Consider the following 12,910-nt stretch of genomic DNA (forward strand, 5'->3'; position numbering starts at 1 on the left):
GTGCGGCAATGCCTGAGTGACCAACATCGTGTTGGCCCATTGCCCCGGCGGATGTCACAGATTTTTTAAGGGGAGATTTTCGAGCGAGCTCGAAAAGAATCCGGACAAAAGTTAGATGAGGCGTAATTGATTTTAGTACAATGAGCGAACTATAGCTTTAAACGTAGGAGGTTTTAAAATAGATGTATAAGCAACTATCTTCAGGTGTAAAGATTAGTATTACTAGATCCATCTCGACATCGTATGAAGCATATTTAGCAAGCATTGGTTGGGATGAAGATAAATTTTCAATGGAAGATTTTATGACAAGTTGGCAAACATATTTTAAAGATAATGCGGCTTGGATTGATAAAATACCACAAGAAGTTTTATTAAGCAACGAATTCCATGCTGAAATTGCAAAAAAAATCGATGAAGTGATGTCGAAAATTTTAAATGAAGCGCCAACAGAGAAGCAAAAAGCAGAAATTGCAAAGCTTCAAAAAAAGTTGGGAACAAATTATACATTTGACTGCAAAGCTGAAGCGACATACGTTGAACAGCTTTTAAAGGATAAATTGAAATAATACCAATTATATGTTGGATAGAACCTTCCTTTCCCGGGCAATCTATGTACGATCACAATTGTGATCAACATGAATTACTCAAATGAGAGGAGGGAATTTTTATGTGGAAAACAATACTTTTCGTTTCCGTAATGTCGCTTGCATTACTAGCGGGGTGCAATACGAATAACGATAAACTGAACGAGGAAACACCGATGCAAGATGTCGAAAATGGGGTAAATGACGCGATGCGTGATACGCGTGACGCAATCGACGATACGATGGATACGGTTGATCCAAATATCAACAATAACGGGAATTTAGAAAATAAACCCGGCGGAGTGGATGAAGGCACAATAAATAATGGTACACTTGTCCCAGAAGTAGACAATGGAACAATGGCCCCAGGTGCGCCATCCGTTAATCAAGATGACATCATCGAAAATAGTAAAGACAAAAAAGCAGAATAATCGACTCAGATTAACACATAAAAAAAACAATCGGCTGACGTTAATTATACGTAGCCGATTGTTTTTTTACCAAAATGAAATAAAAATGTGAAAACTACGAAAACTTATTTTTTATATCCTGTTGCTCTAATTTTTCATTGCGTTCTTTAAGTGATGGACGTTCACGCATACCACGCTCAAACGCTTCCAGTAACTCTTCATTGCGCAAACCACCTTCAAGAAGCTGAGACAGTAGCAACTCTGCATATTTTTTTCGTTGAGCCTTTAACCGCCCTTTTAAGAGAACCGAGATTTGATCGCCAATTTCGGAAATTGAATGGACGACAACTGAAAAAGGCGCAGGTTCATTGTCAGGCTGCGAGATGATGGCACGTGCATCCAAAATCGCATCGGCCTTAAGCAGCTCATTAAAAAAATCATGATATTCAGAAGTTGTAAATAATTCGAGTATCCACATTTGATGACTGTTTTCTTGATTTATAATAATGCCATCAACTAAAGGGATTTTTTTGATTTGACCTTCAGTAGATAAGTCAAATGAGAGCATTTTAAAGGTTTTCAAGCTAATTTTCCCCCCTCATCATTCCTAGTAACAGTATAGCATAGAAAAAATGGCAAACTGTCTATTTAAAACTGCCCCCTTAAAAGCCTACATATCGCTATTTTATCCGTAAATGTTACAAAATGACGCCGATGAAAATTGTCGGAAAATCAAATTTCATCACGAAAATGATGGTAATTCAAATTTTTGGGTTTTTGCAAAAAACAGATAGAATCAAGTACGATAAGAGCATCCAAAGAAGAAAGGAGGTTACTGGATGAATCAAGTCGGACTAGTCGGTAGAGTAACAAGAGATCCCGTGCTTCGACAATTATCGGAAAATCGTACGTACACAACCTTTAATTTAGCGATTAATCGCAACTTTAAAAATAGCCATGGAACCGTCGATGCAGATTTCGTTAGCTGTGTTGCTTGGGGGAGGCTAGCAGAGCGTATCGTTAAATATTGTGGAAAAGGCTCCCTATTTGGTGTGAATGGTAGACTTCATTCCCGAACGTATATAAATGGGGAAAGTCAAAAGATGTATACAACAGAAGTGGCTGTCGAGGATGTCCGATTTTATGCGTTAAAAACTCCAGAAGCAGTAAACACAATGCAAAGGAAGTACACCGAACATGGTGCTGCACAAGAAATACCAGCAGAATTTGTGTTACCTGAACAAGAAGAACAGCTACCTATTGGACAGGTATAAGTTCATGGTAAACAGTAAGCAACATTCTATTGAATAGACTGCCCATCAAGAATAGAATGAAGCCATTTTACTTTCCCACTTTTAAAAAATTACTACAAAAGAGGTGACTGCCAAAATCTGCTGTTGACCGCGCAGTAGTAAAATTCATTCTCCTGTTCTACTAACTTAATCTTCATTCAGCAGTAAAGTCCCACCGCTATAAGTGGTGATTCAGGTGTTTATATTTGTTCCAGTGAATGTTTTAATACTTGCTGAACGAAGATAAAGCCTCTGGCGGATGTCACAGATTTTTAAGAGGAGCTTTTCGAGCGTGCTCAAAAAAATCTGGACAAAAGTTAGCCGAGGCGTATTTGATAAATTACGTAGAATAATTAAACTATCTTACACAATTGAATAAAGTAGTGAAGTAAGCAAAAGAAAAAGAGTCTACTTCATGGCGTATAAGTAGACTCTTCTCCTCGTTATTTTTCAATTGCATAGGCTTATTTTAAGCTTGCCGTATCAAGCATCATTAAATCAACTAATTCCCCATCATCGAGCTCGGTTAGCCATTTGCTCGACTGAATCAATTCCTCAGACAACGCCGATTTTAATGCGATCATTTTATCGATTTTTTCTTCTATCGTACCAATTGTAACAAATTTATGCACTTGAACAAAACTTGTTTGGCCGATACGGTATGCGCGGTCCGTCGCTTGATTTTCTACCGCCGGATTCCACCAACGATCGGCATGCAATACATGATTAGCCGCAGTTAAGTTTAACCCCGTACCACCTGCTTTTAATGACAGGATAAAAATAGGGAATTCTCCCGCCTGAAATGCCTCGACTAAACGGTCACGCTGCTGTTTTGGCATACTTCCAGTTAAGAACGGAACATCCAAATCGTAAAGCTCTGCGAAACAGTGCTGCAGTAAATTCCCCATCCCAATATATTGGGTAAAGATTAAGCATTGCTCCCCGTTATCCACAATTTCTGCGGTTAATTCTATAATGCGCTTTAGCTTAACTGAGCGATTGAGCATCGTGTTTGCATCCTCAAAGGGCTCCTTTAAATATAGCGAAGGATGATTACATAACTGTTTTAACTTGTTGAGCATTTTTAAGATACGCCCCTTTTTCTCAAAACCAGTCATTTGTTCAAGCTGTGCAAGCGTATCTTGAATATAACCCTCATATAATGCAGCTTGCTCACTTGTTAATGCACAAAACTCTTGTGTTTCCTGCTTCTCAGGTAAGTTGAGCATCAACTCAGGATCACGCTTTGTGCGACGCAATAAGAAAGGACGGATTTTCATGCGCAGCACACGCTTATGTGAGTCGGATTCATCGCGTTCAATCGGTAAAATAAATTGATCAGAAAATTTGCCGAAGCTACCTAAATAGCCTTTATGAATAAAGTCAAAAATAGCCCAAAGCTCGGATAAACGATTTTCCACAGGCGTTCCTGTTAGGGCAATATGGTGAATACCTTGGAGCTTTCGAATCGCTCGAGATTGCATCGTTTGCATATTTTTAATATTTTGCGCCTCATCTAACACGACAGTAGACCAATCAATGGCTTGCAAATCTTCCGCATCTTGTGTAGCTGTTCCATAAGTGGAAAGGATAATATGCGGTTTCTCGTCAGCTAAATAGCTTGTTAACTCATCACCCTTTAAACGGCGATTGCCATAGTGAGTGTGAACCTTCACGTCAGGTGCAAATCGTGCAATTTCCTTTTGCCAATTTCCTAATACAGAAGTGGGACAAATGATTATCGATGGCTTATCCTCTTGTAATGTATCAATGGTATACAGCAAATACGTAATCAATTGAATCGTTTTCCCGAGCCCCATATCATCGGCAAGGCAAGCTCCGAATTGCTGATCACGCATGAAAGCGAGCCACTCAAAGCCTTCTTTCTGATAAGGACGTAAATCAGCATGGAGCATCGTTGGCACGGGTATCACTGGGAGACCCTTTTTATTTTGAAGCTGCCCGATATATTGCTGGAGCGACTGCTGCATCTCAAACGCAAATATTGGATCATCGCGCTCTGCATCATCCAAGTCATCTTCTTCAAGTGGGGCAGAAAGCGTTTCAGGAAGCTCACGAAATAATAAATCACGCACTGTCCAGTTTTCTTCATCAGCCTGTTCCATCAACATGCGCATTTCATTTAGCCATTCAGCATCCATTCGGAACCATTCCGTTCCAATGCGTACAAATTCGCGCTTTTCTTCCACAAGCTTACGGAATTGCTCAGCGGAAATATCTTCGCCGTTCATTGAAAATTGCCATTTGAATGTTAAAATATCGTCCAGTCCAGCAACAGAACGAGAGGACTGATTGTTGGCGTTGACACGTACTCGCATTTTGGATTGTTTGAGCTCCTTTAGCCAAGCAGGTAAAATGACATCAAAGCCCATTGCCTGTAATTTCGCTAAATCTTTACGTAAAAAATCGCGCACCTCTATATCTGAAAGCTCTAAATGAATAAAATTTGAGTCCGGAGCATTTAATTGAATTAATTCGATTATTTGTTGCTGCATTTCTTCAATCTGTGGTGCAAGGTGAAGCCATTTTTTAGGGAGTGTCAGTGAAATAGGTGATGTAAGCTTCCGTACAGCAGGCGTCCAATGCTTGGCAGACCCCGCACCAGTTAAGATTGTTTCAAGCAACCAGTTTTCCGCATTTTCTTCGGGTTCACTTAAGCGGAGCGATATTTTCACACCATCCAGTGAACGCGTGCTTTGAATAGGCCAGCCACCATTTTGAAAGAAAGGAATGAGCGACACCGCATCCGCCTTTGTCATCCCCGTAGCAGCAAGCTTTTGTTCCACGGCATTTTGAATCAGTTCGTTTGAAAAAATAAATCCGTCCTCTGTGACTTCCGCTTGTTCCCATAATGATGTGGAACTCCAAAGTGGTAACGTATCACGGAGGCTTTGGAAGACTGTAGTCGTTTCCATATCCGCTGCTTCCACATCAATGAATGGATGCTTATATTCAGGTGAAAAAATATCGAGTAATTCAGCAGCAGTGAGGAGTAAATCACGCTCTTTAAGTGAAGTTCCGATACCATAAAATTGAGATTCATAATTGAAATATAACGTCTGCACCCAATTGGCAGTCGGCAATATTAAATCGGCTTCATTATAGGCAGTAACCGAATAATAGCCTGGACGTACTTGCGAAATTTTGAAGCGGAACACCTTTAAAAACGGCGATTTCGTATTAAATAAAAATGACATAATATGCTGCGTAAAAACGCATTTTCACCTCCGATTACTCGTTAATATCAATTACGCCTCGGCGTAATTGCGTCCAGATTTTTTCGAGCTTGCTCGCCTGAGTTCACCTATTCATCCGGTTTTTGAACCCCAATTGAAATAAGGTCATACTTGGCATTCATCCCCCACTTATAAAAGTAGGAGACTTCTACGGGAGCAAGTTAAACGATTAGATTGCTTTTATCAATTTCTTCTTGTAATGCACGCAATCGTTTGTATTGTTGTTGGATTTCTTGCATATACGATTCAAAAAAGTCGAGTTTTCCCGCTTTTTTAGAAGCGGATTTCATTGCACGCCAAATGCGCACGGCTTGCTTGTAATTTAGGCGCGACTTTTGCTGAATTTCACCCATCGCATAATAATGATAAAGCGGTAAAGTCGCAGCGGGATCATTCGCAACAACATCCTTTAGTCCACAGCTATCCAAGTAAGGGATTGATGACGGATAAAGCTGATGTAGGGCAACCCAATCCTGATAGCGCTGCTGTGTAAGCAAGTAAGTAGAAAAGGCTTGAACCCCATATTTACCGTACGCAGAAAATAAAGTGAATTCTTCCCGCTCATGTAAATGGATTTGTGAATATAATAAATCAAGCAATTTTGTAAATTGCTGACGACGCATTGGCGTTAGACGTTGATGTATATACTCCTTTAAATAGGGAAGGGCAGCCTTTAGAATTAGCTCAGCCCCTTGCTGTCGCTCCTTCTTTAGCGCGAAATGAGCAATGGCAATAAAGGTTTCAAGATTTGCTGGATCAATTAATTGTACAGACTGCTGCAATTGAACATCGTCTGACTGTAAAATGTAAAAAGTACTTCTTAAAGCCATTAAGTCGATATCAGATGTCCCACTGGGCAAACTTTCTAGCAAATGCAATTCTTTTTGGATTTCCTTCTTCTCAGTAAATAAATTTTCCCATAGGCTTAAGTATAAAGCTAAACGACGATGTGGCGCACCTCTTTCCAAAAGAACGATGGCACGAATCTGATGTTGAATCGCATCAAAAAATGACTCGGTCGCAAACAATCGGCGAGCTGCTTGAATATCTGAAACGGCACTGTCAATAAGCCCGAATACCTTATCCAAATAGTAAAGGAAATAGTCAGATTGCATCGGCGAATTCGTATGAATTAAATGCTCCCATAAGCGCTTAAGCATGGTCACCTCAATAAATAAATCAAATAGGGGCTGCCATTCCCGTTCAAATGGACGATGACGACGTAACTTCATTCGTGCATTTTCAAAAAGTGAAGGAATTAAAATAGGATCAATGTGTCGCGAATGATCTAAAACGTGAAGCAGTACTTCATCTACCATACGCTGCCAGCTTTCTGGACTGCGCATAGTAGCTAATGTGTCGAGTTGAACATTCTTTTTAGCCCGCCATTGACCTGCCCAGTCTTGTACGGAAATAAAATATTGCGAAAGAGCCAAAATAACGCCGAGCTGGTGACGACAACTAGCTTTTTGCGGACAGCTACACGTAAGCTGCTGACGCCGAAAATCGATCATGACCTCAGCTGGGCGCACATCCTGAACGACACTATACAGCGTTTCACTAAATGGAATAAAACGTTCAAATATAATCGCTTTATTGCGGACAGAAAAGACTGCCCGCCTTACAAGCTCCTCATCCTCATTCGACGAAGGATGCAAATGTTGTTCGTAAAATTGCAATGTTTCGGTTATATAATCCCTATGATCTCGGGCTACTTCAGCAATGGATAAACCCATTTCATCACTCCTAATCAATTATGCCTCGGCATAATTGGGTCCAGATTTTTTCGAGCATGCTTGAAAAGCACCTCTAAAAAATCTGTGACATCTGCCGGGGGCTTTAACTTGATTCAGCCGGGGTTTGACCTCACTGAATTCAATGCATATTTGACATTTATCCCCCATTTATAGATGTGAGAGACTTCTGCTGAAGCAAGTTAAAAAAAATCACTTCTTCTATTATAATACGAAACGAAACGAAGCGTAAACGAAGACGTTGAGAAATGAACTTTCTTTAAAATTTGTGAAACCCGTGAAATACCCAAAATTGGAAGTTTGAAATATTTAAATTATGGGGAAACTATCATTAAGTAAAGAAAATGAATAAAAAAGCAAATAACAACCTACAAAAATCAGGGCTTTTGTATTGGGAAACAACATATGTAAGGACATCATCTTCAAGTAGTCTAACCGGGATATGTCTTTCTAATCGTTAGGAGGGATAGTTTATGATTCATGTTCAATTTATGAAGCCGTTTTATACGAAGGTAGCAGGTACAAAATTACGTTTAGTATTTGCCTATCAATACTTTTCGATTACAAAGGACGAAGAGATTTTTCACTTCATTCCCATTGAGGGGAAGGAAATGGTCGTTGATTTAAATACAATGCAAATCGAAAATTTATCGGATGTGTTTGTATTCCAGCGCGGCAATCGATTTATACGTCTTCCGTTATATCAGCTGCTGTTAGTATCTAATGTCCATGAGCATTTAATGCCGATCTTAGATAATGCTTCTGATTCAGTACAGCCTGCTACGACTATTGTAAAAGCCGAATTCAATGAAGAGGTAGAAAGCATTGTTCGAGCGCTTGAAGAGGAAAATTTAGCAAGATTGATTGATGATGCGCTTGCAGTTCGGGATGAAGATTTATTTTATCACTTAATGATGGAGAAGCAAAAATTAGGTGAAGGCTTCGCATCGTGAATACCACATATAATAAAAAATAGTAGCCGAAAACAGCGAACTGTTTGGGCTACTATTTTTGTGTCCTTCTATGGACCTTATATTACTTAGAAAATGTTTCTAACGCTAATTTTGCAGTAGCATTGGCCTCTGCTTGGAGTGTTTGTACTTGCTCGCGTAATGCTTGTTCAAGTGCTGGGCGATTCGCGAGCATGTCAACCGCACGCTCGAATAGCTGCGTACCGTCCCAATCATCCTTTTCAACATGGCCGATAACCGGTTGTTTGGCAATTTCAGCAAACGCATCGATTTTCGGATCATAAGAAAGAGCGATAAAAGGTGTTGCTTGAATGGCTGAAAAAATTAACGAATGTAGGCGCATACCGATTAATAAATCAGATTGCCCGATAATGTGAATTTTTTCTTCAATGGAAACATTGCCAGGTGCGACAATGGATTTTTCCTGCATAAGCGCGGCAAGGGCATTGGATGATTTCTCATCATGCTCCCCATGCATCGGGATAAATACAATCGTTTTTCCGTCACGTGCAAGCAAATCTAAGCTATCAGCAATTTTTCGCTTGAACTGAACAGCAGATGGCCAATCACGTACACTTACCGTAATATAGCCATTGTCAAAAGTTTGTTGCGCCAGCCAGTCACTGCGAAACGCCTTTGCATCAAGTCCCATAACAGGGTCTGGTACAATCGACACCGAATTTTCTACACCAATATCTGCTAAAAGCTGTTTCGATGCTTCATCACGAACCGTAATTTGTTCTACTTTTTTAAATGTATTTTTTACAAGAAGCTGACTAATTTTTTGATTAATTGGACCCATCCCTTGCGCATAAACGAATACCGGTTTTTTGTGGAATTTTGCAATGCGTATAATGCCACAGTAGTAGGGGATTGACTTCATCCCCGTTTGATCCTGCATTAAACTTCCACCACCGCTAATGAGTCCATCTGCTTGCTTGAGTACTTGAGAAATCTCTTTTAATTTCCAACGGTTGACTGTGTTGACTCCATATGTTTTGGCGGTGCTTACCGGGTTATTCGAAAGTACGGTAATGTCAACATCTGGTTGCCATTTGCGAAGGGCATGAACGATTGAAAATAAAATCGCCTCATCCCCGACATTATCAAAGCCGTAGTAACCAGAAAGTACAATATGCACTATGACCACCTCGCTATCGCTTTTTTAGCTGCCTTAAGAAGCAACTTAAAGATGAAGATGAATACAAATCCAATGATTAAACCTAAAACGACACTATATATCGTACGTAATACCGAAACCCCAAGTGGAATGTGTAAATGCGTAAACGTATTCATGATCGAAAGGAAACCAATAACACCCGGCACAAGTAAGATGCTACCCCATTTACGATTGACACTCATCGCATAAAGTGCGACAACAAACATCGGGAAGCCAATTAAAAATTCCTTCGTTCTTGGTCGAATGTATAAGACATCCTCCAACCATTGACGCATTACTAATTCCAAATTGCTGACAGAGCCTGCGTTTCCTGTACGGCTAATGTAGAATAAACCAATCGCAGCAACAACAACGAATAGCAGTAAATGCCAGTAACGAACTTCTTTATTGACTACCTTCACTGAAGTAAGGAGGGCATTTTTATAGCCATTTTCAAAAATATTATACATCGACATTAAAACGAATAAGCTTACACCCGCAATCGGGATAATGTAAACAAGTTTTACTCCACGGAATTGCTCGAATCCTGTCAGGAAGCCATTGCCATTTAATAATCCGACAACGATGGCAATACCAACAGCGCTAATCGCGACGGCTTTCAAATATTGAACGGTAATTTTGCCGAAATTGCTCGAGCCTTTCGCTGTATGAACGACCGCATATATTGGTGTTAATACCGCAATAATTAAAGCAAACGATTGAATGAATAGCAGGCGATCCAGTAAGAAGTAAGCGACTGCAAGAAACAGCATGACAGTCGTTGCTAAAATTTGTAGTGGATTGCATTTTAACAGTCCGAACATAATATACGTAAAAATTGTCCCTGCAAGTAAAATCATCGCGGTTGCCCAAGATGGTACGTCGATTTTATCAAATGTAGCAGGTGCACCAAGCTGGTAAGAAGCAGGCATACGTTTTTGTACGTCCGTTAAATAATCAACCGCAAGCTCTAGGTTTTCTGTTGGATTTTCCGTTGTTTTAATATGATAGAAAATCGATTTAATATTACGCTCTTTAACTGCGCGAACCGTACGATCAACCATTTTTTGCAAAGTTAATGTCGTTTCACGGTTAATATCAATGCTGTGTAGGCGAATCGAGTCGTAATTTGTGTTACGTGCAATCGTTTGCTCACCAATCATTGTATTGCCCTCAATCGTATAGAAGGAATAATCCGCTTCTTTTAATTGATTGACCATTTTACTTTGTGATTCTTGTCCAAAACCAATTGCTTCAGTACCAGCACCTAGTAGTCCAGATGTATTATCTGATTTCATCTCAACTAATTGCTGAACGATTTTGTTATTTACCGTTTCACTTTGAGCGTTTGTCACGCGGAATACATGAAGTAAATTCTGTGCTTGAATCGCTTCAAGTGCGACCTCATCATAGCCAATCGGTGTATCAATATCATAATCTTCATTTGAACGAGCAAGGAAATAGAACGGCTCATCGCCAATCATCACGTTCTCTACCTCGATGTTGTCCGTAATTAACTTCTCATAATAAGGATCTTCAGGAACGGAAATATAATAACCTGGCTCCGTTACATCGATCGCATCACGATAAGGCGTAAAGCGCAGTTGGGCCGCTAAATTATTTTCTTTAAATATCGTAATAATATTTTGGTTTTCTAAATCTTTCAGTGTAATAGGACTCAAACTAACCGTTGTTAATCCAGCCTCTTTTAATGTGGCAAGTATTTCATCAACGGATAAGTCACTTTCAGCGGATGTCGTTAAAATTTCCTCATAAGGAATAATAATTTCATAGTGATTATTACTTTTTTCTGCTTTCCAACGATTGATCAACCCTGTGGATGAAGCAAGTAGCAATAGGACAATCATCGCCCAAAGCCATGTGCGTTTTAGTTTCATCGTCTTCCTCTTTCTTTCTCGTATTTTAAGTTTTTTCCCGAGCACAGGAATTTTACGTAAATCTTCTGGATGAATCGCTCCCATTAGCCATAGCAGTCCGAAGTACACGACACCGCCAATAGCCATTGCGACAAAGACATAGCCGAGTGCTAAAAGTCGTCCCCAGTTTGCTACATCAAAGAGCAGCGTAGGAAGTCCAACAACAGTCCCCATTATAATAGAAGAAAGTATTATCTTTAACGTGTTCATATTGAAGGCAGTAAAACGTATTGCACGTAGAATGAACAGTGTATTGACGATAAATACGACAAGGTAAACGACTAATGTTGACCAAGCGGCACCATCTAAGCCGTAAAGCTGGATGAAGAAAATATTTAACACGATTTTTAGCAAGACACCCCCAACAATAATAAATGCGCCTAAACGTGCTAAATTCATCCCTTGTAGCACACCCGTACTCACTAACGTCAGTGAAGTAAATACCGCACTCGCATTAATAATCGCAAGCATCGAGCTACCTTCTAAGTTAGTATAAAGGGCTAAATTTAATGGTAATGTGAGTGCAAGTAAGCCCATCGCAGCGGGCCATGTAATCAGATGCGTCATGCGGTACGTCTGTTCAATGACAGCGCGTGTACCAAGCAAATCTTTTTGCGCGAGCTTTGTCGTAATAAATGGAACAAGCGGCAAAATAATTGAAGACGCAAACACTGTCGTAATTTGAACTAACGTCACACCACGTCCGTATAGCCCGTATAAATAATTGATGTCCTGCGATTCAGTAATTCCAACATTTCGTAACCCGTAAGTAACAGTAAAGGAATCGACAAAATTAAACAGCGCCATCGTAATCGAACCAATCGCAATCGGAATCGAAATTTTTAAAATCGTGCCACTCCATTTTGAGAAATCGTTCGCACTATATTTTTCAGTTGATACAATTTTTAATGGAGAGCGGCGATATTTGATACGTAAGTAAATGAGAGAAATCAGTGCCCCGATTACCGAGCCAATCATGACCCCACCGGCAATCACTTCCGTTGAATACTCCATTTTCACAAGTACATAGGCCGCGACAATAATGAGTACGGCACGAACTAACTGCTCGACTACTTGGGAAATAGCGGTAGGGCGCATATCCCCATAGCCTTGGAAAAATCCACGATAAACAGCCATATAAGGAGCCACTAATAAAGTGAGCGCCACAATAATTAACGCAAAGCGCGTCGATGGACCACCGAGTGCCTGCGCAAGGAAGTCAGAGAAGCTAAAAATAAACGTGAAGCTAAAAAGCCCAAAGCAAATGGCTAATATACTTGCCGTAATATATATTTTCTTCACTTGCTGAGGTGTATTGCGCGCATTCGCCTCTGCAATAAGCTTGGAAATCGCCAGTGGAATCCCGGCTACTGATAAATAGAGCGCTACCATATAAACAGGATACACAAGGCTGAATATACCAAGCACCTCATCACCCGCAATATTTTGCAGGGGCACACGGAATATACTGCCTAATATTTTAGAAAGAAGCGTAGCAATGGTCAAAATGACGGTACTTTTAACTAACGTAGACTGACTCATCGTA

The 12,910-nt window shown here is 40.1% G+C and carries 9 protein-coding genes and 1 pseudogene; 4 read left to right on the top strand and 6 right to left on the bottom strand.

The genetic code is table 11. The annotated features are described in order from the left end of the window. Nucleotides 1–182: 182 nt before the first annotated feature. Together CSE16_RS02540 and CSE16_RS02545 are read left to right on the top strand one after the other, a co-directional pair. On the top strand, nucleotides 183–566 hold the full coding sequence (locus CSE16_RS02540) for a hypothetical protein (protein WP_099422421.1): 384 nt from the start codon (nucleotides 183–185) through the stop codon (nucleotides 564–566). A 101-nt stretch (nucleotides 567–667) separates the two neighbouring features. Continuing rightward, complete coding sequence (locus CSE16_RS02545; protein ID WP_099422422.1) at nucleotides 668–1,015, top strand: hypothetical protein; 348 nt, start codon at nucleotides 668–670, stop codon at nucleotides 1,013–1,015. 94 nt (nucleotides 1,016–1,109) lie between these two features. Here CSE16_RS02545 and CSE16_RS02550 read toward each other — a convergent pair whose 3' ends face one another. Beyond that, nucleotides 1,110–1,577 (bottom strand): YwpF family protein, encoded by a 468-nt coding sequence (locus tag CSE16_RS02550; protein ID WP_099422423.1) that lies wholly within the window; start codon nucleotides 1,575–1,577, stop codon nucleotides 1,110–1,112. Between the two features lie 256 nt (nucleotides 1,578–1,833). On the opposite strand from CSE16_RS02550, the gene CSE16_RS02555 reads away from it, so the two are divergent. Further along, on the top strand, nucleotides 1,834–2,268 hold the full coding sequence (locus CSE16_RS02555; RefSeq protein WP_099422424.1) for a single-stranded DNA-binding protein: 435 nt from the start codon (nucleotides 1,834–1,836) through the stop codon (nucleotides 2,266–2,268). Nucleotides 2,269–2,750: 482 nt separating this feature from the next. Here CSE16_RS02555 and CSE16_RS02560 read toward each other — a convergent pair whose 3' ends face one another. Together CSE16_RS02560 and CSE16_RS02565 are read right to left on the bottom strand one after the other, a co-directional pair. Next, the gene (locus CSE16_RS02560; protein ID WP_099422425.1) at nucleotides 2,751–5,504 is read right to left on the bottom strand and encodes a DEAD/DEAH box helicase; all 2,754 of its coding nucleotides are present in this window, start codon (nucleotides 5,502–5,504) and stop codon (nucleotides 2,751–2,753) included. Nucleotides 5,505–5,704: 200 nt separating this feature from the next. Next, nucleotides 5,705–7,279 (bottom strand): hypothetical protein, encoded by a 1,575-nt coding sequence (locus tag CSE16_RS02565; RefSeq protein WP_099422426.1) that lies wholly within the window; start codon nucleotides 7,277–7,279, stop codon nucleotides 5,705–5,707. Between the two features lie 491 nt (nucleotides 7,280–7,770). On the opposite strand from CSE16_RS02565, the gene CSE16_RS02570 reads away from it, so the two are divergent. Continuing rightward, nucleotides 7,771–8,250 carry an IDEAL domain-containing protein gene (locus CSE16_RS02570; protein ID WP_099422427.1) on the top strand — a complete coding sequence of 160 codons (480 nt, stop codon included), beginning with the start codon at nucleotides 7,771–7,773 and terminating at the stop codon, nucleotides 8,248–8,250. Nucleotides 8,251–8,332: 82 nt separating this feature from the next. Here the strand turns inward: CSE16_RS02570 and csaB are convergent, their stop codons facing one another. The 3 genes and pseudogenes from csaB to CSE16_RS02585 form a co-directional block, all read right to left on the bottom strand. Beyond that, complete coding sequence (gene csaB / locus CSE16_RS02575) at nucleotides 8,333–9,409, bottom strand: polysaccharide pyruvyl transferase CsaB (protein WP_099422428.1); 1,077 nt, start codon at nucleotides 9,407–9,409, stop codon at nucleotides 8,333–8,335. Continuing rightward, on the bottom strand, nucleotides 9,409–11,325 hold the full coding sequence (locus CSE16_RS02580) for a DUF5693 family protein (RefSeq protein ID WP_099425732.1): 1,917 nt from the start codon (nucleotides 11,323–11,325) through the stop codon (nucleotides 9,409–9,411). The genes csaB and CSE16_RS02580 overlap by 1 nt, the downstream gene beginning before the upstream one ends. Nucleotides 11,326–11,355: 30 nt before the next feature. Continuing rightward, nucleotides 11,356–12,906, bottom strand: a pseudogene (locus CSE16_RS02585) (oligosaccharide flippase family protein); the annotation flags it as partial. Nucleotides 12,907–12,910 lie beyond the last annotated feature (4 nt).

This window comes from Solibacillus sp. R5-41, from assembly GCF_002736105.1.
Lineage (GTDB): Bacteria > Bacillota > Bacilli > Bacillales_A > Planococcaceae > Solibacillus.